General features: G+C 39.1%; 24 protein-coding genes. 6 read left to right on the top strand and 18 right to left on the bottom strand.

Translation table 11 applies throughout. The features are described from left to right. The first annotated feature begins 16 nt into the window (after positions 1-16). Positions 17-565 carry an NUDIX hydrolase gene (locus ACTJKC_RS12130; protein ID WP_344853405.1) on the top strand — a complete coding sequence of 183 codons (549 nt, stop codon included), beginning with the start codon at positions 17-19 and terminating at the stop codon, positions 563-565. A gap of 131 nt (positions 566-696) precedes the next feature. On the opposite strand, the gene dnaA is transcribed toward ACTJKC_RS12130, so the two are convergent. The 3 genes from dnaA to ACTJKC_RS12115 form a co-directional block, all read right to left on the bottom strand. After that, positions 697-2127 carry a chromosomal replication initiator protein DnaA gene (gene dnaA / locus ACTJKC_RS12125; RefSeq protein ID WP_025145530.1) on the bottom strand — a complete coding sequence of 477 codons (1431 nt, stop codon included), beginning with the start codon at positions 2125-2127 and terminating at the stop codon, positions 697-699. Positions 2128-2651: 524 nt separating this feature from the next. After that, the gene (locus ACTJKC_RS12120) at positions 2652-4202 is read right to left on the bottom strand and encodes an acyl-CoA mutase large subunit family protein (protein ID WP_440792225.1); all 1551 of its coding nucleotides are present in this window, start codon (positions 4200-4202) and stop codon (positions 2652-2654) included. Positions 4203-4488: 286 nt separating this feature from the next. Further along, positions 4489-5019, bottom strand: coding sequence for a hypothetical protein (locus tag ACTJKC_RS12115; RefSeq protein ID WP_440792223.1), 531 nt, complete (start codon positions 5017-5019; stop codon positions 4489-4491). 92 nt (positions 5020-5111) lie between these two features. Here ACTJKC_RS12115 and ACTJKC_RS12110 point away from each other — a divergent pair, with 92 nt between their 5' ends. Both ACTJKC_RS12110 and ACTJKC_RS12105 read left to right on the top strand, forming a co-directional pair. Beyond that, the gene (locus ACTJKC_RS12110; RefSeq protein ID WP_113950214.1) at positions 5112-5465 is read left to right on the top strand and encodes a HesB/IscA family protein; all 354 of its coding nucleotides are present in this window, start codon (positions 5112-5114) and stop codon (positions 5463-5465) included. A gap of 145 nt (positions 5466-5610) precedes the next feature. Continuing rightward, on the top strand, positions 5611-6840 hold the full coding sequence (locus tag ACTJKC_RS12105) for an ABC transporter permease (protein ID WP_344853408.1): 1230 nt from the start codon (positions 5611-5613) through the stop codon (positions 6838-6840). 79 nt (positions 6841-6919) lie between these two features. Here the strand turns inward: ACTJKC_RS12105 and ACTJKC_RS12100 are convergent, their stop codons facing one another. The 5 genes from ACTJKC_RS12100 to ACTJKC_RS12080 are packed head-to-tail and all read right to left on the bottom strand — an operon-like array spanning position 6920 to position 11634. Next, a complete protein-coding gene (locus ACTJKC_RS12100) occupies positions 6920-7657 on the bottom strand; it encodes a tyrosine-protein phosphatase (RefSeq protein ID WP_440792221.1) in 738 nt (245 codons plus the stop codon). A gap of 17 nt (positions 7658-7674) precedes the next feature. Next, positions 7675-8232, bottom strand: a complete 558-nt coding sequence (locus tag ACTJKC_RS12095) for a hypothetical protein (RefSeq protein ID WP_440792219.1) — start codon at positions 8230-8232, stop codon at positions 7675-7677. Continuing rightward, on the bottom strand, positions 8233-9255 hold the full coding sequence (galE, locus tag ACTJKC_RS12090) for a UDP-glucose 4-epimerase GalE (RefSeq protein ID WP_440792217.1): 1023 nt from the start codon (positions 9253-9255) through the stop codon (positions 8233-8235). It lies immediately after the preceding gene. A 1-nt stretch (position 9256) separates the two neighbouring features. Continuing rightward, complete coding sequence (locus ACTJKC_RS12085; protein ID WP_440792215.1) at positions 9257-10276, bottom strand: UDP-glucuronic acid decarboxylase family protein; 1020 nt, start codon at positions 10274-10276, stop codon at positions 9257-9259. Positions 10277-10320: 44 nt separating this feature from the next. Then, a complete protein-coding gene (locus ACTJKC_RS12080; RefSeq protein WP_440792213.1) occupies positions 10321-11634 on the bottom strand; it encodes a UDP-glucose dehydrogenase family protein in 1314 nt (437 codons plus the stop codon). Positions 11635-11771: 137 nt separating this feature from the next. On the opposite strand from ACTJKC_RS12080, the gene ACTJKC_RS12075 reads away from it, so the two are divergent. Then, on the top strand, positions 11772-12998 hold the full coding sequence (locus tag ACTJKC_RS12075) for a 3-deoxy-D-manno-octulosonic acid transferase (RefSeq protein ID WP_440792211.1): 1227 nt from the start codon (positions 11772-11774) through the stop codon (positions 12996-12998). Here the strand turns inward: ACTJKC_RS12075 and ACTJKC_RS12070 are convergent. The 9 genes from ACTJKC_RS12070 to ACTJKC_RS12030 all read right to left on the bottom strand — a co-directional run bounded on the left by ACTJKC_RS12070 (position 12976) and on the right by ACTJKC_RS12030 (position 20004). After that, positions 12976-13482: a gluconokinase gene (locus tag ACTJKC_RS12070; RefSeq protein WP_344853415.1), complete on the bottom strand. Its 507-nt coding sequence runs from the start codon at positions 13480-13482 to the stop codon at positions 12976-12978. The genes ACTJKC_RS12075 and ACTJKC_RS12070 overlap by 23 nt on opposite strands. Before the next feature lie 14 nt (positions 13483-13496). Further along, the gene (hemH, locus tag ACTJKC_RS12065) at positions 13497-14507 is read right to left on the bottom strand and encodes a ferrochelatase (RefSeq protein WP_344853416.1); all 1011 of its coding nucleotides are present in this window, start codon (positions 14505-14507) and stop codon (positions 13497-13499) included. Positions 14508-14614: 107 nt separating this feature from the next. Then, entirely contained in the window at positions 14615-14962 is a 348-nt protein-coding gene (locus tag ACTJKC_RS12060) for a hypothetical protein (protein ID WP_440792208.1), read from the bottom strand. A 208-nt stretch (positions 14963-15170) separates the two neighbouring features. After that, positions 15171-15845 carry a fatty acid desaturase gene (locus tag ACTJKC_RS12055; RefSeq protein WP_440792206.1) on the bottom strand — a complete coding sequence of 225 codons (675 nt, stop codon included), beginning with the start codon at positions 15843-15845 and terminating at the stop codon, positions 15171-15173. Positions 15846-16003: 158 nt separating this feature from the next. After that, positions 16004-16852, bottom strand: coding sequence for a 4-hydroxy-3-methylbut-2-enyl diphosphate reductase (locus ACTJKC_RS12050; RefSeq protein ID WP_440792204.1), 849 nt, complete (start codon positions 16850-16852; stop codon positions 16004-16006). A gap of 12 nt (positions 16853-16864) precedes the next feature. Continuing rightward, positions 16865-17539: a carotenoid biosynthesis protein gene (locus ACTJKC_RS12045; protein WP_440792202.1), complete on the bottom strand. Its 675-nt coding sequence runs from the start codon at positions 17537-17539 to the stop codon at positions 16865-16867. Further along, on the bottom strand, positions 17509-18606 hold the full coding sequence (locus ACTJKC_RS12040) for a glycosyltransferase (protein ID WP_440792200.1): 1098 nt from the start codon (positions 18604-18606) through the stop codon (positions 17509-17511). Before ACTJKC_RS12040 ends, ACTJKC_RS12045 begins: the two co-directional genes overlap by 31 nt. Then, complete coding sequence (locus ACTJKC_RS12035) at positions 18603-19226, bottom strand: 1-acyl-sn-glycerol-3-phosphate acyltransferase (RefSeq protein ID WP_344853423.1); 624 nt, start codon at positions 19224-19226, stop codon at positions 18603-18605. Before ACTJKC_RS12035 ends, ACTJKC_RS12040 begins: the two co-directional genes overlap by 4 nt. A gap of 271 nt (positions 19227-19497) precedes the next feature. Further along, entirely contained in the window at positions 19498-20004 is a 507-nt protein-coding gene (locus ACTJKC_RS12030) for a phosphoribosyltransferase family protein (RefSeq protein WP_440792197.1), read from the bottom strand. A 133-nt stretch (positions 20005-20137) separates the two neighbouring features. Between ACTJKC_RS12030 and ACTJKC_RS12025 the strand changes: the two genes are divergently transcribed. Then, positions 20138-21532, top strand: coding sequence for a serine hydrolase (locus tag ACTJKC_RS12025; protein WP_440792195.1), 1395 nt, complete (start codon positions 20138-20140; stop codon positions 21530-21532). 173 nt (positions 21533-21705) lie between these two features. Next, a complete protein-coding gene (locus ACTJKC_RS12020; protein WP_440792193.1) occupies positions 21706-22410 on the top strand; it encodes a head GIN domain-containing protein in 705 nt (234 codons plus the stop codon). Between the two features lie 128 nt (positions 22411-22538). Here the strand turns inward: ACTJKC_RS12020 and ACTJKC_RS12015 are convergent, their stop codons facing one another. Continuing rightward, positions 22539-22952 (bottom strand): hypothetical protein, encoded by a 414-nt coding sequence (locus tag ACTJKC_RS12015; protein ID WP_440792191.1) that lies wholly within the window; start codon positions 22950-22952, stop codon positions 22539-22541. Between the last annotated feature and the right edge of the window lie 21 nt (positions 22953-22973).

Genomic DNA, 22973 nt, shown 5'->3' with positions numbered 1-22973 from the left:
AAAACAGAGTAGATAAATGATTATAGAAAAGTGGCAAAAACTTGCCTCTAAATATTTGGTAAGAGAAAAGTGGGCTACCTTAAGGGTAGATGAAGTTAAACTTCCGGATGGGATTGTAAAGGATGATTATTACGTGCTGGAATACCCGAACTGGGTAAATGCCATTGCGTTAACTGCCGAAGGAAAAATAATTATGGTCCGCCAGTATCGCCATGCGGCAGATATTGTTTCGCTCGAAGTGCCGGGTGGTGTAATGGATGGAGATGAATCACCAGAATTTGCGGTTAAACGCGAGCTTTTAGAAGAAACCGGCTACAGTTTTAAAACCTGCAAATTTATAGCAGAACTATATCCCAATCCGGCAACATCGAACAACAGAACATTTACCTATTTTTTAACGGGTGGTGTAAAAACACATGAGCAGCATTTAGATGAACACGAAATTTTAAATGTGGAAGAATATACTGTTGAGGAAGTGAAACAGTTTATTAAAGATAATAAAATTGCACAGGCACTCCATGTTGCAGCTTTATTATATGGCCTTGCCGAAATAGAAAAACTTTAATATTGCAGCAAATTAATATACAATAAAGGCCCGATAAAATATCGGGCCTTTATTGTTATTGCTTCAACTTTCGAACATGAAGGAAAGATTTTAATTTAAACCCTTCTATCTTTCTGCTCCTGAACTTAAGTTTAGCTCATTTTTAATTTCTTTTGGATATCGTGTACGTAAGCTTTAAACTTTTTATCGGTATCGATTAAATCTTCAACGGTTTGGCAAGCGTAGATTACAGTACTGTGATCGCGGCCACCGAAGAAAGCTCCAATTGTTTTTAATGATGATTTGGTATGGCTTTTTGAAAGGTACATCGAAATCTGACGGGCCTGAACAATTTCGCGTTTACGTGTTTGCGATTTAACCATATCAACCGGAACCTCGAAATACTCGCAAACCAATTTCTGGATGTACTCCATTGAAATTTCTTTAGAAGTATTTTTGATGAAGTTTTTCAGCATCTGTTTAGCCAAGGCTAAATCAATTTCTTTTTTATTCAAAGTAGCCTGCGCTAAAAGCGATACCATTGCACCTTCAAGCTCACGCACGTTGTTATCAATGTTGTGTGCAACATATTCTACAACTTCGCCTGGTAATTCAATACCATCGGCATACATTTTCTTTCTTAAAATGGCAATACGCGTTTCAAGATCAGGGATCTGCAGATCAGCAGATAAACCCCATTTAAAACGGCTTAACAAACGTTCTTCCAAACCTGCCAAATCTTTAGGTGCTTTATCAGAGGTTAAAATTACCTGTTTGCCCGATTGGTGTAAGTGGTTAAAAATATGGAAGAAAATATCCTGTGTTTTTTCTTTGCCCGCAAAGTTGTGCACATCATCCATGATGATTACATCCATTGCCTGGTAAAAGTTAACGAAATCGTTAATGGTGTTGTTTTTTAATGAGTCTACAAATTGCTGACAGAATTTCTCGCAACTTACGTAGATCACCAGTTTATCTGGCATGCTGCGTTTAATCTCATTACCGATTGCCTGCGCCAGGTGGGTTTTACCCAAACCTACTCCACCGTAAATCATTAATGGGTTGAAAGACGTACCTCCTGGTTTAGCAGCCACAGCGTAACCTGCAGAACGCGCCAATCGGTTGCAATCTCCCTCAATATAATTTTCGAAAGTATAGTTAGAGTTTAATTGTGGATCAACATTTAATTTCTTTAATCCGGGAATAATAAAAGGGTTTTTAATATCCTTATTAATGGAAACCGGAATCGGCATCGATTGTACCTTTGCCTCCGCTCCATTTCCATTTGAGGGCATATTGGTAGTATAAGGATTACCGCTGTTCGATGATTTATCTACAACGATGTTATATTCCAACCTGCCATCCTCTCCAAGTTGCTTTTTTACAGTCTTACGTAGCAAGCCTACATAATGTTCTTCAAGCCATTCGTAAAAGAACAAACTTGGCACCTGTATGGTTAAAACCTTGCCTTCCAATTTAAGGGCCGTTATCGGCTCGAACCAGGTTTTGAAACTTTGGTTCGGAATATTATCCTTAATAATTTGAAGACAGTTCTTCCACACTTCTGTACAAGTTTTTTCCATTGCGATTTCTATAATTTATTGGTTTACAGTGCCTATTCGAATTAAAGGGATGGTCCGTTTAGGGACTACGAATATTGACAAAATTATCAACATTTTAAACAAAAATTTCAAATAAATCGTAACGTACTGATAAGGAATATGGTAGCCTGCTTAACCTCAATTTTTTATGTTGATAACTATTTATTAACACCGGTTATCCACATTACAATTATTTAACACGATTCTTTCCTTTTAATTTCAAATCGCTTTTAAAAAGCAAATTCTGAGCCATTTTAGCCTCTACATAAGCATTTTAGCAGGATTCAATTCCGAATGAACTGAAAATCAAACCCATAATTAAAATAATTGCACATCTTTTTAATTGTACTATTGATTAACCATATCAACACACACAATATCTTGTGTATTTGTATGAATTTTACGACGGCTTACGGCCTGTTATATGAAATTATCATTAAAAGACTTATTTAACATGTTTAACAAGTTTCAGCAGGCAAATTTTGCTGTTTCCTTTTAAACCATAACTATTGGTACACGCCAAAACTTGCCCTGAACACATCGGCTATTTCGCCAAGCGTGGCATATTTTTCTACAGCATCTATAATCAAAGGCATCAGGTTGGTTTCGCCCCTGGCAGCTTCGTCCAATTGTTGTAAAGCTTTTTCTACCGCTACCTGATCGCGGGTTGATTTTAAATGATCAAGTTTTTCGGATTGCAGTTTACGGATCGAATCGTCGATATTGAAAACTTCGGTCAAGCCTTCTTCTTCCTGTGTAAATTTATTTACCCCGACTGAGATCCGTTCGCCACTTTCAATCTCCTTTTGGTATTGATAAGATGCGCCGGCAATTTCATTTTGCATGTAATCGCTTTCGATGGCATTAACCGAACCGCCCATTGCATCTATCCTGTCGATATAAGCCCAGGCAGCTGCCTCAACCTCATCGGTAAGGTTTTCTATAAAGAATGATCCTGCCAAAGGGTCTACGGTATCGGTAACCCCACTCTCGAAAGCAATAATCTGTTGCGTACGTAAAGCAATCTTCGCGGCCGATTCTGTTGGCAGTGAAAGTGCTTCATCATATCCGTTGGTATGCAAAGATTGGGTACCGCCTAAAACCGCAGCCATGGCCTGGTTACTTACCCTGATTACGTTATTTAAGGGTTGTTGTGCAGTTAATGTTGAGCCGCCGGTTTGTGTATGGAATCGCAGCATCTGGGCTTTTTCGTCTGTTGCACCCAAATCTTTGGTAATTTTTGCCCACATCCGCCTCGCAGCCCTAAATTTGGCAATCTCCTCGAAAAAATTATTGTGGCAGTTAAAAAAGAAAGATAAACGTTTGGCAAATACATTAATATCTAAACCTTTATCCAACGCAGCTTTTAAGTAGGTTTTACCATTGGCTAGCGTAAAAGCAAGTTCCTGCACCGCTGTTGAACCTGCCTCCCGGATGTGGTAGCCTGAAATGGAAATGGTATTCCACTTGGGCACTTCTTTGCTGCAGAACTCAAAAATATCGGTAATTAACCGCATGGATTGCTTGGGCGGGTAAATATAGGTCCCCCGGGCGGCGTATTCTTTTAAGATATCATTCTGGATAGTGCCCGAAATTTGTTTCAAATCTGCCCCCTGCTTTTTTGCGAGAGCAATATACATGGCCAATAAAATGGAAGCAGTAGCATTGATGGTCATCGAGGTGGTGATATCCTTCAACTGAATACCATCAAACAGAATCTCAATATCTTTTAACGAATCGATGGCTACCCCAACTTTCCCTACTTCCCCATCGGCCATTTCATGATCGGAATCATAACCAATCTGTGTAGGGAGATCGAACGCAACCGACAAACCTGTGGTTCCCTGAGCCAATAAATAATGATAACGCTTATTTGATTCTTCAGCGGTAGAAAAACCGGCATACTGCCTCATGGTCCACAAACGGCCACGGTACATATCTTTTTGGATCCCCCTGGTAAAAGGAAATTCGCCAGGGCGCTCATCCATCGGCTTTGCCTCGGTGTACAGCGGCTTAATTTCAATGCCCGAAGTGGTGGTATGTTTTTTATCGCTCATATATTTGGTTTATTGGTTCATTAGCCATTGGTCCATTGGGACGGACATGTTGTATATATGGTTAACTGTTGGAACTGGTTAATTGGTTAACTGCAACCATTGGTTAATTGTTGGAACTGTTTAATTGGTTAACTGCCGCCATTGGTTAATTGCTGAAACTGGTTAATTGGTTAACTGCAACCACTGGTTAATTGGTTAACTGTAAATTAGCTATGGAACGGATTTCAATTAACCGATTTAAACAATTTACCAGTTAACCTTTCTTAAAACAATTAACCGATTAACCCTAAAATAGCTTATGGATATCCTTCTTAATTAACTCAATGGTTAAATCGTATGGGTTTTCATCTATGCTGGCCATGTGCTGTAAAATGGCTTTACTCAGTTCAATTCCGTTTGCATCAGCAGGTAAACCCTGCACCGCGTTATTGATCATCGCAATGGTATCGTCTTTTAATTTACGCACTACATTCCAGGTTACGCTATCTAGATATAACTGCTGGGTAACGTTATGCTGATACTCTGAACGAACCTCATTTAAGATGCCTGCCTGTAAAACAGCGATGCTGATGCCCTGCTGATGTAAACGTACAAGCAGGTTTGGCGGGTTAATGCGATCGATAAATATAATTAAACGCTCGTGTGCCTGCAACCTTAAAGGTAAAATTTGCGCCCTGCTTTCTTTATTCAGTTCGATGGTTTTGAGATCGAAAAAACGTTGAATATCGCGCTTTAAAATATAATAAACGGCCATTAGCGCCGCGAAAATGCCTGCAAATAAGATCACTACATCAATTAAAATCTGTTGGGTATTCATAAGTATTGTTTAAATACGGTAATATTAACGGACCGTTAAAAGCAAAAATGTGCATTATTATTTATATTTGTAACAGATAAAATTTAAATAACATGAGCACAACAGTTGATACAGCATTTGCACCGGTTACTTTTTCGGAAGGAGCAGCTAAAGAGTTATATAAATTAAAGGATCAGCAGGAGATCGGTGAGGATTACGGATTACGCGTTGGCGTAGAGGGCGGTGGTTGCGCTGGTATGAACTACGTTTTAGGTTTCGACCAGAAAAAAGATGGCGACCAGGAATATTTCATTGATGGCATTAAAGTTTTCATGAACAAAGCACACCAGATGTACTTAATGGGCATGATGATCGATTGGCAGGATGGCTTAAACTCTCGTGGTTTTACCTTTGTTAACCCGAATGCAACCAGCACCTGTGGCTGCGGCACGAGTTTCTCGGCATAAATAAAATATTATTGTAACATATAGTGTGGTCCCCTTGTCTAAACATCGGGACTTTTTTTATTTTTACACATAAAGGTTTAAGGCAAAAGGTGTAGGGTGTAAGGTTTAATCCCATCTTCAATACTTGACTTGGTACTTAATATAAATGAATTACAGAGAAAACATCAGACTGGCATTAGAATCTATTAAAGCTAACCGCTTGCGTACCATGCTAACCGCTTTAATTATTGCCATCGGTTTGATGGCCTTAGTTGGGATTTTAACCACGCTTGATGCTGTAAAGAAAAGTATGACAGATGCTTTTAGTAGCATGGGTGCCAATTCATTCACGATCAGGAACCGGGGTACGGGAATCAGGATTGGAAATGGTAAAAGGCCAAAACCTTTCAAGGCGATCCGTTATGAGGATGCGGTGAAGTTTAAAGATAGCCTGAATACTCCGGCTACTGTTGCGGTAAGTGTTTTTGCCAGTGGTGGTTCTACCGTGAAATACGGCAGTTTAAAAACCAATCCCAATATCAATGTACAGGGGATTGATGAAAATGGATTGGCCTCGCAGGGTTTAAATCTTTCACAGGGAAGAAATTTTAGTGTTTCTGAAATACAGTTGGGAAGCAATGTTTGTATTGTTGGTGGAGAAGTAGTTGAAAAACTGTTTAAAGATGCCGACCCGTTGGATAAACTAATTAATGTTGGTAACAACCGTTTTAAAATTGTAGGCATACTGGAGAAAAAAGGATCGAGTATGGGCTTTAGTGGCGATAGGGCTGTTTATGTTCCGTTGCTGAAAGCAAAACAGATTAACGCCAATGCCAATCCTTCTTATACGATAACGGTGATGGTTCCGAGCAATGAAATGCAGGAAAATATCATTGGTGAGTCGACCGCTTTGTTCAGGAATATCCGTAAGGTAAAAGTGAACGAAACCAATAATTTCGAAATCACCAAGAGTGATGCGATTGCACAAACCTTATTCGAAAACCTGGCTTTTGTTGCCATCGGCGGTGTAGCGATTGGTATTATCACCTTAATCGGTGCTTCCATCGGCTTAATGAATATCATGCTGGTATCGGTAACGGAACGTACCCGCGAAATTGGGATCCGTAAAGCCATTGGTGCCAATCCAAAAGTAATCCGTCGCCAGTTTTTAATTGAGGCAGTAGTAATCTGTTTAATGGGTGGAGTATTTGGTATTTTCCTCGGGATTGTTTTAGGTAACCTGATTTCACTTGCCATGGGGGGTTCATTCTTAATCCCCTGGTTGTTTATTATCGGCGGCTTTGTACTTTGCGTGCTGGTAGGCATCTTATCGGGATACTATCCTGCTAAAAAAGCTTCGAGACTGGATCCGGTTGAGGCGTTGAGGTACGAATAACCCCCACCCCCTAAAGGGGAGAAGTAAGCTTGGAATTAAAAGCTGAGACAGGTAAGTCCCCTTTAGAGGATTTAGGGGTCTATAGCAATGCATTATTAAGCTGATGTTGCGTAAGCAACTGCTGCATTAAGGGTGTACTGAGGCTATCTTCCAAAGCGGTAGCATGTTTTAAGTGGTGCATATCACTGCCCAAAAAATCGACCAGGTGGTTCTCTACCATTTCTTCAGCTGTTTTTTTCGCTCCTGAACCGTAATAACCGGTTAAAGCAATAGAATTTAACTGCAACAAACAGCCTGTTTCTCTGATCTGGTGGTAACTTTCGAAAGAACTATAATAGTATGGATACCTTTCGGGATGGGCCAAAACGGGTTTATAGCCGGCATCCTGTATGGTTTTAATAAAATCGGGCAGGTTTTGGGGCGGATTGATGTAAGACAATTCGAACAACAGGTAATTTTCCCCAAAAGTAAGCACTTCCTTTTGTCTGATTTTCTTTTCTAAAGTTTCATCCAGGTAATATTCTGCAGCCGCATCAACTGCTAAAGCAATTTCATTTTCTTCGAGGCCTTTTCTCAAAATATCCAATCCACGGTTAATCGTATCGGGCGTATTGCGGAAATAATCGGCCATAATGTGTGGCGTAGCAATCAGTTTCTGATAACCTAAAGCTTTAAACTTTTTGGCAAGCAGCAAGGCATCTTTAAGGTTTTGTGCACCATCATCAATCCCCGGAATGATGTGCGAGTGCATATCGGTTTTAATACCGGAGAAATTAAATTCGGGCGCTATTTTTTTCTTTTTAAATAATCCGAACATAATGATGGGTTATAATTTTAACTGATCTCCTTTGGTAAATTACTGGCTTCGGCAGCACCTGCTAATTTAGAGGAATATATTTTGAGGAGCAGGTAATTCAGATCTTCACTTAAATCGAACTGCAGGTCTTCGTGCAGTTTTTTGAATTTATTAATGGTTACCGCAACCGTTTTGATGTAGTATATACTAAAAAGCATCATAAAATCGCGGTAGCCAAAAATTGATTTTTTATAATCAAAAGGAATAGCATTGAGGATAAACAGTTTCAGTTCTACCTCTCCAACAGGATCTTTGGTAACTTTATAAAAGTGGTTAACCGAAGTAATCATCTTTCTTACTTTCACCAATGCCTCTTTGGCATTTAGTTTTTTCAGTTCAGCAATCTGTTCATCCACATCGGCTTTAATTCTTTCTTTCCGGTCTTCCAGATCGGTTTCGTCCTCTAATAATTTATAATGAAGGTGTTCGGTAAGCACTTTATCTTTGGCCACCAAACGCAGCAACAGCTTGTCTTTTTCTTTAACAGGCAGTTCTGTAATGGCGGTTTTTAAATCTTTGTGCTCCGATAACTTCATTTAAAAAGGGTTAGCCTTAATGTATTTTTCCCACTCCCAAGCCGAGCGCATCATTTCATTGATATCGAGGTTGGCTTTCCAGCCCAGTTCGTTGTTCGATTTCTGTACATCGCCATAAATCTGAACAATATCTCCTGCCCTCCTCGGACCAATTTTATAATCCAGTTTCTCACCGTTCACTTTTTCGAAGGCAGCAATAATTTCTAAAACTGAAGATCCTTTACCGGTACCGATATTAAAAACATCATAATTACCGTTCGGGTTTCCGTCTTCTAATTTTTTAATGGCAGCAACGTGCGCCTTTGCAAGGTCTACCACGTGGATATAATCGCGGATGGCCGAACCATCAGGGGTATTGTAATCATCACCATAAACCGTAATCGGGCCTCGTTTACCAATGGCCGACTGGGTAATAAAAGGAACCAGGTTTGCAGGCACACCATTTGGCAACTCGCCAATCAAAGCAGTTTCGTGTGCACCAACCGGGTTAAAGTAACGCAAAGCGATTACATTTAAATCAGGGGTTACCGCAGCGGTTTCAGCCAAAATTTCTTCGGCAATCTGTTTGGTATTGCCATAAGGCGATTCGGCTTTCTGTACAGGTGCAGCTTCGGTTACCGGCAAAGTTTCTGGCTGGCCATAAACGGTACATGAAGAAGAAAACACGAAATTAATTTTCCTGTTAAACGAGGTTAACAGGTTAATTAAACTGTAGAAATTATTCCGATAGTATTTTAAAGGTTGTTCTACCGATTCGCCAACCGCTTTATAGGCAGCAAAATGAATAATTCCATCGATATCGTTGTGGCTTTCTGCAAATTCCTGCACGGCTTTATCATCCTGAAGATCGATTTCATGAAAATCGAACCATTTGCCGGTGATGGCATGCAGCTGGGTTAAAATCTTGATATTCGAGTTAGAAAGGTTATCAATAATTACAACTTCGTATCCTGCGTTATGTAACTCTACAGCTGTGTGCGAACCAATATATCCTGTTCCACCAGTAACTAATATTTTTGCCATTTTAACGGTTAAATGTGGTAAAATCTTTATGTTCTATTTTCTCCAAAGCCTCTGCAGGCAATGATTTAAAATATTCGTATGTAATCTTTAATCCTTCCGCACGTCCTATTTTAGGTTCCCAGCCCAGTATCTCTCTTGCCTTTGTAATATCCGGCCTACGCTGTTTCGGGTCATCCTGTGGAAGCTCCCTGTACACAATTTTCTGTGTGGTACCCGTAAGTTTGATAATTTCTTCGCAAAACTGCCTGATGGTAATTTCATCCGGGTTACCAATGTTTACCGGCTGGGCATAATCGCTCATCAATAAACGGTAAATCCCTTCAATCAGGTCGTCAACATAACAGAAAGAACGGGTCTGGCTTCCATCGCCAAAGATAGTTAAATCTTCTCCTCTTAGCGCCTGCCCGATAAAGGCTGGTAAAACCCGACCATCATTCAGGCGCATTCTTGGTCCGTAAGTATTAAAAATCCTCACAATCCTCGTTTCTACCCCATGGAAAGTGTGGTAGGCCATGGTAATCGCCTCCTGAAAGCGTTTTGCTTCATCGTAAACACCACGCGGACCAACAGGATTTACATTGCCCCAGTATTCTTCGGGCTGTGGGTTTACACTTGGATCGCCATAAACTTCAGAAGTGGAAGCAATCAGCATCCTTGCTTTTTTACTGCGGGCCAAACCTAAGAGGTTATGTGTACCTAATGAACCAACTTTAAGGGTCTGGATCGGGATTTTAAGGTAATCGATCGGACTTGCAGGAGAGGCAAAATGTAAGATATAATCGAGTGTACCTGGAATGTGCACAAATTTGGAAACATCGTGGTTATAAAACTCGAAATTCTCCAGTTTGAACAGGTGTTCGATATTTGCCATATCACCCGTAATCAGGTTATCCATGCCGATAACGTGATAGCCTTCTTTTATAAAGCGGTCGCAAAGATGCGAACCCAAAAAGCCAGCTGCACCTGTAATCAATATCCGACCCCTACTCCCCAAAGGGGTATTTGTATTTATCTCGTTCATTCTTCCTTCTTTTAAAGTTGGCTTACAACTCACCCGCTGTGGGGTTATGGGGTTAATAATTTTCTACCGATACTGTTATAATAATAGCCAAGATCGATCATTTTTTGCAGATCGTATAAATTCCGGCCATCAAAAACCACTTTATTTTTTAAGATATGATCTATTTTATCAAAATCAGGGTTGCGGAACACCGACCATTCTGTTGCAATCAGCAGGGCATCAGCACCTTCTAAAGCTTCGTACTGGTTTCTGGCATAATTTACCTGATCGCCGATTACACCTTTCACATTGCCCATCGCCTCCGGATCGAACACGGTAACCGTTGCGCCATTTTTTACCAGCGCATCGATAATGTATAAAGCCGGTGCTTCGCGGATATCATCCGTTTCCGGTTTAAAAGCCAGTCCCCATAAAGCAAAATGCTTGCCTTTAATATCGTCTTTGTAATATTTAAGTACTTTATCAACCAGGATTGTTTTTTGTCTTTCGTTAACCTCCATTACCGATTTCAGAATCTGGAAATCGTAGGCATAATCATCAGATGATTTTACCAGCGCCTGTACATCTTTCGGGAAACATGAACCGCCATAACCTACACCCGGAAAAAGAAAACGTTTACCGATACGCTCATCAGAGCCAATGCCTTTTCTCACCGCATCAACATCGGCACCCACCAGTTCGCAAAGGTTGGCGATTTCGTTCATGAAGGTAATTTTGGTGGCCAGGAAAGAGTTTGCTGCATATTTGGTTAGCTCAGAAGAACGCTCATCCATAAAAAGGATCGGGTTTCCCTGGCGCACATAAGGTGCATACAACTCGGTCATTAATTTTTTAGCCTTTTCGCTTTTGGTACCTAGAACTACGCGGTCGGGTTTCATAAAGTCGTCAACCGCTACACCTTCCCTTAAAAACTCAGGGTTCGAAACCACATCCACCTCAACCGAAGTATTTTCGGCAAAAACAGCTTTTACCTTATCGGCAGTGCCTACCGGAACGGTTGATTTATTTACGATGACCTTATATTCGGTAATGAGTTTTGAAATATCTTTTGCAGCACCTAAAATGTAAGAAAGATCGGCTGCACCATCACCACCAGGAGGCGTTGGCAAAGCCATAAAAATAATCTGTGCTTCTTTTACGGCATCAGCAAGGTTTGTGGTAAAGGTTAACCGTTCCTGTTCGATGTTCCTGTGGAACAAAAGATCTAAACCCGGTTCGTAAATCGGCACTTCGCCGGCCTGCATCTGTTTTACCTTTGCTTCGTTAATATCAACACAAATTACATCATTTCCTGTTTCGGCTAAACAGGTCCCGGTAACCAAACCTACATATCCGGTACCAATAACGGCTATCTTCATTCTGTTTTATTTTATTTTTAGCTGCTATGGAGCAATCATCGAGGCCTTTTTATTCAGTTGAATATGAAGCAAAATCCAGATGGATCCATATATTTTTAAGCTTTTTAAATATATTCCTTTTATCTTGGCACGAAGATATGAAATTACTTTACATCATCGGAATCCGTGCCTATACTTTACTCATCAGGATATTCTCATTATTTAATCCTAAGGCTAAATTGTTTATAAACGGGCGCAAAAATATCTACGACTTAATAACACAAAAAATTAACCCTGCCGAAAAGCATATCTGGTTCCATTTTGCATCATTGGGCGAATTTGAGCAGGGCAGGCCGGTTTTAGAAAAACTGAAAGCGCTTTATCCCGACAAGAAAATTGTGGTTACTTTTTTTTCGCCATCGGGATATGAAATCAGGAAAAATTATGCACTGGCCGATGTTTTTTATCTCCCGATTGATAGTGCTGCCAACGCAAAACGTTTTATAACGAGTATTAATCCCGAAATGGCCATTTTTACCAAGTACGAATTCTGGCATTTTTATTTTAAGGAATTGAAAAACCGCAATATTCCATTATATGTAATTTCGGGTATTTTTAGGGAAAGTCAGGCGTTTTTTAAATGGTACGGTGGTTTTTACCGCGATATTTTAAAGTCGGTTACTTATTTCTTTGTTCAGAATGAGGAAAGTGAAAATCTTTTAAAATCCATTGGAATAAATCATGTAACCATCAATGGCGATACGCGTTTCGACCGTGTTTACGAAAATGCGCAAACACCAAAGCAACTCCCCGTTATCGAAAATTTTATTGGCAATTCGCCAACCTTGATTTGCGGAAGTACCTGGCCGGAAGATGAAAAAATATTATCGGTTTTACCGGAAAAATATCCTGACTGGAAGTTTATTATCGCCCCACATGAGATTCATGAAAGCCATATCGAAAGCATAGAGAAACAGTTTTCAGTTAACAGTGTGCGGTTTTCAGTTTTCAGTTCTCAGCTCTCAAATCTGAAATCTCAAATCTTAATCATCGATAACATCGGCATGCTTTCTTCCCTGTATCAATATGGAAAAGTGGCCTATATTGGTGGTGGTTTCGGAACAGGTATCCATAATACTTTAGAGGCTGCAGCCTTTGGGTTACCGGTAATTTTCGGACCTAAATATGATAAATTTCAAGAGGCGAAAGATTTAATTGCCATTGGTGCAGCAAAGAGCATCAGTTCTACCGACGAATTAATCAATGCTTTTGAAAGTTTTGCGGAGGATAAAAATGCTGCAGAACTGGCCAGGAAATATGTAACAAATAAAAAAGGGGCAACTGATCAGATTGTTTCGATGCTTACGAAAGCAGACCGGCCTTAGCAATTTCTTCCACGATTTCAGGAATACTTTGATCGATGGATACCGTAAATACATCTGTTTCATCGGCCTGTGGTTCTTCAAGCGTTTCGAACTGGCTCTCCAGTAAACTGGAAGGCATGTACTGATGCGAACGCTTTGTAATCCGATCGTGGATCAGATCAAAACTTCCTTTTAAATATACAAAGCGGATGGACGCATTATCTTCCCGAAGCAGATCGCGGTATGATTTTTTTAATGCAGAACAGGCAATAATGCAGGTGGTACCGTGTGCAGCATGCTCGCGACCAACTTTAGCAATCAGCTGTAACCAATCTAAACGGTCGGCATCTGTTAAAGGGATTCCGGCAGCCATTTTATCTACATTCCGTTGCGAATGCAGGTTATCGCCATCTATAAATTCGGCATTCATCTTTGGAGCTAAAGCCCTTCCGATAACCGTTTTACCACTTCCAGAAACGCCCATTAAAATGATAAAATTCGCCATCCCTAAATCTAAAATTATTTAACCATTCCGGCAAGTGCCTCAATAAACACCGGGCTATCGTTCAGGCTTTCTACCAGCTGAACATGTTCGCCACCTAATGCTTTAAATTCTTCGTGGTATTCTACGGTGATTTCGTAAAGGGTTTCCAAACAATCGGCCACAAAAGCCGGACTGAATACCAGCAAACGCTTTTTACCTTCGGCAGCTAGTTTCTTCAATACATCAGTAGTATATGGCTGTACCCAGGGCTCTTTACCTAAACGCGATTGGAAACAAACGGTATATTGATCTTTAGACAGGTTTAATTCTTTTGCAATTAACCTGGCTGTATCGTGCCCCTGGGCAGAATAACAGAATTTATTGGTGTCGTTTAACGTCTGGCAGCAATCGGCACTTTTTAAACAATAACTTCCGGTATGATCGCACTTTAGTAACTGGCGCTCTGGCAAACCATGGAAGCTGAACAATACATGATCATAGCTTGCTACATTGTGCTTTCTGGCATTTTCAGCAAAAACTTTAATCATCAAATCATTATCATGAAATGAATTTACAAACGATATCGGCGGAACGGTTGGCCATTTACTCACCAGCTCCATGACCAGTTGCATTACCGAACCGGTACTTGCTGAAGCGTATTGCGGAAACATCGGAATCACCTGGATACTTTCTACCAAACCTGCTTTTAAATTGGCAAGGGCCGATGCAATGGATGGACTTTGATAACGCATTGCCAGTTCTACATGGTAATCGTCGCCAAGCCTTTCCTGCAGCATTTTAGCCTGCAACCTGCTGTAGAACAACAACGGAGAACCGTTTTCATTCCAGATTTCTTTGTATAATTTAGCGGTTTTAGGGCTACGGAAAGGCACGATGATACCTTTTACCAACAACGTCCTGTTCAACTTCGGAATATCAATTACCCTCTCATCCATTAAAAACTGATCCAAGTATTTTTTAACGTCGGCAGTTGCCGGACTATCAGGTGTTCCTAAGTTTACCAGTAAAATTCCCTTTTTGCTCATTTAATACAATATATGTTACGTGGCGCAAATATCGCCTTTTTATTGTTTTTTACCTATGGTAAAAATGTGATAGAGAACATTTTTTAGTCAAAAAAAACTGTATTCAGTCACTTCCGAAGTTTAAATGGTACCAACACAAAGGAAACTCCGGAAGTTTTAGGGTAAATGTCTGTTGGTGGCATCTTACACAACGAATATACATGAAAGCTTCCTTCAGCAGGTGGCAACCAATCATGAGGGTCATGAAAGCTTCCTGCAATGTGCAGCAACAAATCATGAGTATCATAAAAGCCTCCTGCAGTACGCAGCGACAAATCATGAGGGTCATGAAAGCCTCCTGCAATGTGCAGCGATAAATCATGAGTAATCTCCGGATTGACACGGTTAAACTTCATTAACGCTCCGTAAAAACAGGCTAAATCTTTTTCAACAGGAGAAAGAATTGATTGTATCATTAGAAAAGCAAATACAGAAACCCTGTTTAAGTATAGTCCTGCCTTGCCTGCAATCTTTTTGTGGCCGGTAATGCATTTTTAACGTTTATGCCACAAAAAGGATTTTCGTACAGTCAGGTTTATGAACATGGTTTTGTGCAGGTTTCGAACGTTTTTAAACCTGAGAACAACTAAGTGAAGCCGATCGTCATCATGCAGGAATATGAGTTTATTCTTTTGCTTTATAAAGCTGCCACCACGGCATTGCCGGTTTTTGATGATGCTCTAAGTGGTACCCAAAAAAGTAGCAGGTAATAAAAGCTACAAAATGGTTTTTCGGTAAAGTGGTAGCATGGTATTCGTTATCGTGTTCACCTTTGTGTGGTAAATAGGTACCAAAATAGAACAACTGGAAAGTGCTCAATAATGATGGAAGAACCCAAAACAACAACAAATTTATTTCATCTACCCAGATTTTGAGCACATTATAAGCCACAGCCATAATAATTAACTGGATTACCGTAACATAATTTAGCATAAAGCGGAAATACCATTTCCAAAAACCATGTGGTGCAAAATCAGGATCTTTTTCGGTATGTACATGGCGGTGATGCTGGTGATGTTTAGCATACAAACGGTTATAAAAGAAACCTGCATACAAAAAAACAGCAAGGTAACCGATAAAATTATTTGCTTTTTTGTTTGGAGATATGGTGCCGTGCATGGCATCGTGCGCAGTGATAAACAAACCGGTGTAGAGGTGCATCTGTACAAAAACCATCAGGTAAACCAGTGGATTGTTCCAGTTAAAATGCCAGTTTAACAGAAAAAAAAGAGAAATAAACCAGCACGTAATTACGGTTAACGCAACAAGGATTCCGGTATATGGGTTTATTTTTTTCAATTTATATTACTATATGACCGTCATCTCGAGCGAAGTGCAACGAATTCGAGAGATCTATGAAAGCAGATCTCTCTCCCGAATATTCGGGACGTTCCAGTCGAGATGACGATCCTAATATATAAATCTATCATTAATACTTATTCAGATTTTCTTACAATCTAATACTGCTCCAGCGCTGCCTTTACCTTCTCCATTAACCACATCGGTGTTGAAGTAGCTCCACAAATACCTACTTTATCATTTTCGTTAAACCAGGTCTGGTCCAGCTCTTCTACATTAGAAATGAAGTACGAATTGTCATTGTGTTTTTTACAAACATCGTAAAGTACCTTTCCGTTCGACGATTTTTTGCCCGAAACAAAAACAATACGATCGTAATGGCCTACAAAATCTTCAAGTTCCTCGTAACGGTTAGATACCTGTCTGCAAATGGTATCATTCGCTTTAACTTCGTAGCCACGGCTCAATAATTCATCTTTAATGTGGTAGAATTTATCTGTGCTTTTGGTGGTTTGGCTATATAAAGTGAATTTGGCAGGAAGCTCAACGTTATCTAATTCAGCTAAATCCTGAAAAACGATTGCCTTGCCATCTGTTTGCCCTTGCAAACCAATTACCTCGGCATGCCCATGTTTTCCAAAAATAAGTACCTGCTCATCATCATCGTGCGAGTTTTTGATCCTGTTCTGCAGTTTCAGTACCACAGGGCAGGAAGCATCTATTAAAGTCAGGTTATTTTCTAAGGCCAGCTGATAAGTTGAAGGTGCCTCGCCATGCGCCCTGATTAACACTTTTTCATCACGCAGGTTTTTTAATACTTCGTGATCAATTATTTTTAATCCGCGGTTGGTTAAACGCTCTACCTCTTCATCATTATGCACAATATCGCCGAGGCAATATAAATAACCTTCGTTATCCAAAATATCTTCTGCCATTTCTATGGCATACACTACGCCAAAACAGAAGCCTGATGATTTATCGATGTTAACCTGTAAGTTGTAACCCATTGTGATACAAAATTAAGCAAAAATATTTGTTCCGGTTGTCATGTATAAGACAACAAAAAAGATTAACTGCGAGGCAAACATGGCGGTACCGATATATTTCTGCTGTTTTAAACCCAGGGCGTAATAAAACTTCAATAAAATTACTGAAACAATAAACCAGGCCACATAATTTTGAACAGGGATTTCGTGCCAATCCCAATGCCAGTAATCAAATTTCATGGCTACCGGTTCCAAAAAGAAATCGAAACCAACAAGTATAAGCGCACCGGTAAGCGATGCTAAAATGCTGTTTCTCACTTTCATACTTTTAAGCATCTGGCCCACGCTAAAAATCAGAATTACCCAGTTTACGCCCATAAGTAAAGGCACCGCAGCAATTTTATAACCTAAGGTATTGCCGTAATAATAACTGCCGAATATTTTTCCGGTGCTTACACCTAAAACCTCGACCAAAAAGCCACAGAGAAAAACGCCTGAAACAAATAACAGTAACCGTTTAACATCTGCGTTATAGGCAAAAACAATTACGGCAAACATCAATAGCAAATGAAAAGGAACCAGTTTGATAAAGTATGGTTGTGCAGCCGGGATTAAAAAGCCAAGCAAACCAACCAAATGAAAAACGATAATTACTGCAACTGCAATCTTTTTAACCTTTAAATCGTTCTGATCGTTCTGCCCTTCCATGTGCCTGTTTTAAAAATATGCTTTGTTATAGAGATGATTGATATGATTAAGAAGAACAACATCTGAAATGGATGTAGAATCAGGTTTATCAAAACATTTTGCCCTGATAAAAAAGAGATCATAATTCTGCTCAATACTATTAAAGTTAATGGTAATACAAGTAAAGCAATATTAAAGTTTAAAATTAAAATTACCGGTCCTATGGTTACCAAAAGCTGGTAAAATAGTAATATTATGATGTTATTACCAAAACCTGCAAGTAAATTTTTACCAAAGCCATTTAAGCTTTCACCTAAGTTTTTATACATCCTGCAATAGATCAGTCCGTTGGCCAAAAGCGCTTCGGCATTTAATTTTTCCTGTTTTACCAGTTTCATAATTTCCACATCTTCCACAACCTGGCGTTTAACCTTTTCGTGCCACTGGTTTTCCTGATATAAATTGGCATTAAAAAACATGCATTGTCCGCTGGCCGCCGCAAATGCCGGATTTTTTGAAAGTTTAACCAAACGCAGGGGCAATAAATTTAGCAGGATAAAATGCATCAGCGGAACGGTTAAGCGCTCACCTATCGATTTCATGGTTTGGTTGGTAAAAACACTTAGTAAAGCAAGGTTTCCAACTTCCATCCTCGCAATTAAACTGTTAATCAATCCCCTTTTGATGGATTCATCCGCATCTATAAAAAGGAAATATTTACCTGAAGCCAATTCACTTAACTGATGACAAGCATAGTTTTTACCCAGCCAGTCTGGCGGAAGTTCCTTTCCCTTTACCACCTTAAACTGCGGGTTAGTAAGGCAAAAATCCTCAACTATGGTAAAGGTATTATCGCTACTGTTATCATCTAAAACGACAACTTCGTAATTGGTGTAATCCTGATCTTTTATGGAAACGAGCAGTTCAAGTATATTTTCGGCTTCATTACGGGCAGGAATTAAGATGGAAACTTTATCATGGTAATGTTTAACCACCCGCGGCAATTTCGGATTGGAAAGGAAATTAAATACAGTAACCGAAAACCTGATCACCAGGAAAATTAAAACCGCGTAAATAAAAATTGTCATTCAATAATCTGATTTTGTTTAACAACCGATTGATCGTAATGTTTATTATAGGCGCTTTTTAATAACTGCAAGCTTACGTATTCTTCATTTTCCCAATGTTGCAGATAAGTATAAGCTGATGGCTTCCTCTTTGCAAAATAATCGATAAAAGTAGCTGCAAAAATAATGTTAATCTTTTTCTGACTGGCATTGATCATTTGCATCACTCCTTTTTCAAAGCTGATATTTTTCAGATGGTTAGAATACAGTTTGCCCTGAGGAAAAACCAACACAAGATTTGCAGGATCATCTAACAGTTTACCTGCATAATCTAATGTTGCCAATACATCTTTTCCTTTGTTTTCGGCCGCGAAAGCACCGAGATATTTCAGAAAACCTACTTTATTATAATTTTCGGCATTCACTAAAACATGAAACTGTTTTTTAAAAACTTTTTTGTTGATGTAAAACAGGAAAAAGCCATCCCACCAGCTAAAATGATTGGCTAAAACCAATATAGAAGCATCTGATTTAACTTCAATCTGGTCGTAATTGAACGCAGCAAAATCTTTTTTAATGATAAACTGGATGTACCAGGAGAAAAAGTTAAAGATCAGGTTATTTTTTCTCGGATGATACATGTCGGGAAATTGCAAAAAATTGGGCTTAATTGCAAATTTTGGTACAGTTGTAGGTTAAAAAAGCTATCATTGGATAGTTTTCATTAAAACGGGTCGTCATCCCGACTGAAGCGTAGTCCCGAACTTTCGGGAGAGAAATCTATCAGACAGATTTTCCGGCTACGTTGCACTCCGCTCGAAATGACGGTAACTTGAGGGAAACTGTCTAATTATGAAAATTTCGATTATAGAAAAAAATTTCCCATCCTACCTCTTTCATCTTACATCCTCACTAGCTCAGATAAACCCTGTCTTCTTCGCCTTCCACATCCATTACCACATCAACATGTTCTTTTAAAATAGTGGCCAGTTCAAGACCAACAAAATCAGTTGCGATAGGGAAAATTTTATGGCTACGGTCTACCAAAACTACGGTTCGTATTTTTTTATGTGGGGTATTTAAGAAAACGCCCAAGCCATAAGCTAAAGTTTTACCACTGTTCAGCACATCATCCACAATAATGATCACTTTATTTTTCCAGTGGCTTTCATCCAGATCGGTTGAAGCAACCAGTTTGCTGCTTTCTTTTTGCAGATCAATTCGCAGTAAGGTTAATTTAAAATCAGAGATTTTTTTCAGCACCTTTTCTAATCTTAGTGCCAATTTGTAGCCACGGTCCCAGATACCGGCCAGTACAATTTCTTTCTCATTCAGGTTATCTTCCAAAATCTGATAAGCGATACGGTCTATTTTCTGCTGAATCTGTTTCTTGTTAAGAATAAGTAATTGCGATGCCATTGTATAAAAAGGATTGAATACAAAAAGAACGATTTTAAGGCTGAAATTCAAACTATTTGAAAAATAATTTCGATTGTTTGCAACGTTTTCTCCTCATCACCGTCTGATAATCCAACTAGAACATGCCAGAGAAATGAAACATTTAACCAAAATATTTTTTTATCTTTTTTTATTTCTGTTAATTCCGATTAGCAATTATGCTCAGCATACTAGTGGCAGTAAAACGATCGAAGAAAATAAATCAGACGGGAAAATCAAACTTTTGGAAGACCAAATAGCTGCCTGGCAAAAGGACTTAAATGTTCCAAACGTTGGCCTTGGCATTATACAAGATGGAAAGTTAATACATGCAAAAGTATATGGCCAGGATTCTACCGGATCTCAAAAACCAGTTAATACGCTTTTCAATGTAGCATCGGTAACTAAAGTGGTATTTTCAACCCTTGTACTAAAACTAATCGATAACGGCGATTGGCAATTGGATGAACCACTGTATCATTATTATACCGACCCTGATATTGCATCTGATTCGTTATCAAAAAAACTCACAACCCGCCATATCTTAAGTCATCAATCGGGATTTAGCAATTGGAGATGGATGAATACCTCAGGGAAACTTCAATTTGAATTTGCACCGGGAACCAGATTTAATTATTCGGGAGAAGGAATGGAGTATCTGAAAAAAGCCATTGAGCATAAATTTCATAAATCTTTAGTTCAACTTTCAGACTCGGTTCTATTTAAACCATTCGGTATGACCGACACCAAACATGACTGGGATGGTAAGCAAGATTTAAAAAGATTTAGCAGGTGGTACGATGCCAATGGAAAAGAATATACCAAAAGTAATTATGCTTCTGAACCAAGTGCTGCAGATGACCTGATCACAACGGTTACTGACCTTAGTAGATTTGGAATTGAAACTTTAAATGGTCTTCATATTAATAAGCGATTATTTGACGAAATAATAAAAGAGCAGGCAAAAATTAATCAGAATTTGATGCAGGGGCTGGGTTGGCGATTAATTAAAGATTTACCCAATCACGAATATGCAATGGAACATGGAGGAAATGATGCAGGTGTAGCGGCGATTATAGTACTGCTTCCAAAATCAAAACGCGGTTTAATTGTATTAACCAATGGAGATAATGGTCAAATTATCTGCAATAACATTGTTAGGTCTTTTTGGCCTGAAGGAACAGAAATTATACATAAAGCCCTCAAAAGCACACCACTAAACGACATCCCTAAAGTTATTACGATAAGCGATAATGTATTAAACACTTATGTGGGAAAATACATTAGGCCAGATGGCGAAGAGGTAAACATTTATAAAAAAGATAAAAATTTAATCTTAAAAACCATTGGCCTACCAACCTTCAATTTGTTCGCGCAAACACAGGAAACATTTTTTCTTTGGGATTTTGATCCAAAGATAATTTTTACAAAAAATAAAAGAGGTATTGTTGATACGCTTTTAATTAAAGACGGAGATAATATTTTAAAATGCACTAAAAAGAGTAAATAGTTTTAAGAAGACAATTCGTGTTTTTTTCAGCTATTTGAAAAATAATTTCGATTGTTTGCAACGTTTCAGGCAGAGATGCGTCTAATGAATAACCAAAACACAAAATCACGAAACATCATTCCGCAGAACATTTGCGAAAAGATAGCTTCACAATCATTTAACGAAATACAATTATGAAAATCCTTATTAAATCATCCGCCATTTTATTTATAGTGGTTACCAGCTACATGGCTAAAGCACAGGATACGAAAAGTTTCCCGGTAAAAAATTTCAGTAGTATAGGTGTAAGCAGCGGAATAGATTTATACCTCACCCAAGGCAATAGCGAAAGTGTAAGCATTAAATCGGATGCGGAAACCTTAAAAGATATTATTGTTGAGCAAAATGGCAGCAATGTTAACATCAAATTCAGAGATGGCATTAAATGGAGCGGAATGTTTAAAAACCGCGAAATTAAAGCCTATGTAAACTTTAAAACATTAAATGCACTGGCTGCATCAGGCGGATCGGATGTATTTACGCAAAATCAGATCAAAACTGATAAGCTTGCCATCCGTTCTTCTGGTGGTTCTGACTTAAAATTAACAGTAGTTTGTAACGACCTTACCGTACAATCGAGTGGTGGCAGCGATATTGATTTAAAAGGTAAAGCTGAAAATATGACCATCCAATCGAGCGGTGGCAGTGATATTGATGCTTACGAACTGATTACTGAATACGCAAAAGTGCAGGCTTCCGGCGGTTCTGATGTAAATGTACATGTAAATAAAGGCCTTGAAGCGGCAGCAAGTGGCGGTGGCGATGTGAGCTATAAAGGAAATGCTTCGCTTAAGAAAACATCAAACTCCAAGAGTGGGGATGTACACCATGTAAATTAAGACTTTAGTTTAGTTAATGATAACTCGCCGCTTTGTGGATGCAAAGCGGCGTTGTCTTTATAAAAGGATTTTTACAGATGGCGCTTTATAAGCACAGACTTCAGACTAAAGACTTTAGACTAAAAAAACTACCTTTTACCTTTTTTATATGGATAATAAATAAAGTTTGCGCCCTCGGGAACAACTACAAAAACGCACATAAAATCTTCTGGTTTTTTATAAACCTTTAAAAACGGCTCTTTTCTTTCTTTACTGATAATCCCTTTCTCTACAAATTCTTCTAAGGTAGAAGCTTGTATCGTCCAATCAGTGTTAAGTTCTTCTTTGTTTAAGATAAGTTCGCCAATATTTACTTCGTGCTGGTGCGCAATAAAAATCGGGTGAGCGGAAATGCCTTCAACCATGATTTCGATGGCTACTTCCTTAATCGCGTCAGCATAAAACTCCAGGTCTTTTTCTAAACTTACCAGCGGACTTTCCTGTTTCTTCTGCGGTTCTCCGCTATCTTCCGGTGTTGCGTGTAATAACTCTTCTCTATCCATACCTTAAATAATAATTGAATT

The organism is Pedobacter sp. 22226 (assembly GCF_052045455.1).
In the GTDB taxonomy this organism is placed as follows: domain Bacteria; phylum Bacteroidota; class Bacteroidia; order Sphingobacteriales; family Sphingobacteriaceae; genus Pedobacter; species Pedobacter jeongneungensis.
Note: the sequence above shows the minus strand (reverse complement) of the source record. Positions and strands in the feature narration are given on the sequence as shown.

Bases quoted from the DNA above. Each gene is read 5' to 3' on its own strand.
- ACTJKC_RS12105 (WP_344853408.1), top strand. From the start codon at position 5,611: ATGAATTACAGAGAAAACATCAGACTGGCATTAGAATCTATTAAAGCT.
- ACTJKC_RS12110 (WP_113950214.1), top strand. From the start codon at position 5,112: ATGAGCACAACAGTTGATACAGCATTTGCACCGGTTACTTTTTCGGAA.
- ACTJKC_RS12085 (WP_440792215.1), bottom strand. From the start codon at position 10,276: ATGAACGAGATAAATACAAATACCCCTTTGGGGAGTAGGGGTCGGATA.
- ACTJKC_RS12040 (WP_440792200.1), bottom strand. From the start codon at position 18,606: ATGACAATTTTTATTTACGCGGTTTTAATTTTCCTGGTGATCAGGTTT.
- ACTJKC_RS12015 (WP_440792191.1), bottom strand. From the start codon at position 22,952: ATGGATAGAGAAGAGTTATTACACGCAACACCGGAAGATAGCGGAGAA.
- ACTJKC_RS12075 (WP_440792211.1), top strand. From the start codon at position 11,772: ATGAAATTACTTTACATCATCGGAATCCGTGCCTATACTTTACTCATC.
- ACTJKC_RS12045 (WP_440792202.1), bottom strand. From the start codon at position 17,539: ATGGAAGGGCAGAACGATCAGAACGATTTAAAGGTTAAAAAGATTGCA.
- ACTJKC_RS12025 (WP_440792195.1), top strand. From the start codon at position 20,138: ATGAAACATTTAACCAAAATATTTTTTTATCTTTTTTTATTTCTGTTA.
- dnaA (WP_025145530.1), bottom strand. From the start codon at position 2,127: ATGGAAAAAACTTGTACAGAAGTGTGGAAGAACTGTCTTCAAATTATT.
- ACTJKC_RS12080 (WP_440792213.1), bottom strand. From the start codon at position 11,634: ATGAAGATAGCCGTTATTGGTACCGGATATGTAGGTTTGGTTACCGGG.
- hemH (WP_344853416.1), bottom strand. From the start codon at position 14,507: ATGAGCAAAAAGGGAATTTTACTGGTAAACTTAGGAACACCTGATAGT.
- ACTJKC_RS12115 (WP_440792223.1), bottom strand. From the start codon at position 5,019: ATGAATACCCAACAGATTTTAATTGATGTAGTGATCTTATTTGCAGGC.
- ACTJKC_RS12050 (WP_440792204.1), bottom strand. From the start codon at position 16,852: ATGGGTTACAACTTACAGGTTAACATCGATAAATCATCAGGCTTCTGT.
- ACTJKC_RS12130 (WP_344853405.1), top strand. From the start codon at position 17: ATGATTATAGAAAAGTGGCAAAAACTTGCCTCTAAATATTTGGTAAGA.
- galE (WP_440792217.1), bottom strand. From the start codon at position 9,255: ATGGCAAAAATATTAGTTACTGGTGGAACAGGATATATTGGTTCGCAC.
- ACTJKC_RS12100 (WP_440792221.1), bottom strand. From the start codon at position 7,657: ATGTTCGGATTATTTAAAAAGAAAAAAATAGCGCCCGAATTTAATTTC.
- ACTJKC_RS12070 (WP_344853415.1), bottom strand. From the start codon at position 13,482: ATGGCGAATTTTATCATTTTAATGGGCGTTTCTGGAAGTGGTAAAACG.
- ACTJKC_RS12120 (WP_440792225.1), bottom strand. From the start codon at position 4,202: ATGAGCGATAAAAAACATACCACCACTTCGGGCATTGAAATTAAGCCG.
- ACTJKC_RS12030 (WP_440792197.1), bottom strand. From the start codon at position 20,004: ATGGCATCGCAATTACTTATTCTTAACAAGAAACAGATTCAGCAGAAA.
- ACTJKC_RS12095 (WP_440792219.1), bottom strand. From the start codon at position 8,232: ATGAAGTTATCGGAGCACAAAGATTTAAAAACCGCCATTACAGAACTG.
- ACTJKC_RS12060 (WP_440792208.1), bottom strand. From the start codon at position 14,962: ATGATACAATCAATTCTTTCTCCTGTTGAAAAAGATTTAGCCTGTTTT.
- ACTJKC_RS12020 (WP_440792193.1), top strand. From the start codon at position 21,706: ATGAAAATCCTTATTAAATCATCCGCCATTTTATTTATAGTGGTTACC.
- ACTJKC_RS12035 (WP_344853423.1), bottom strand. From the start codon at position 19,226: ATGTATCATCCGAGAAAAAATAACCTGATCTTTAACTTTTTCTCCTGG.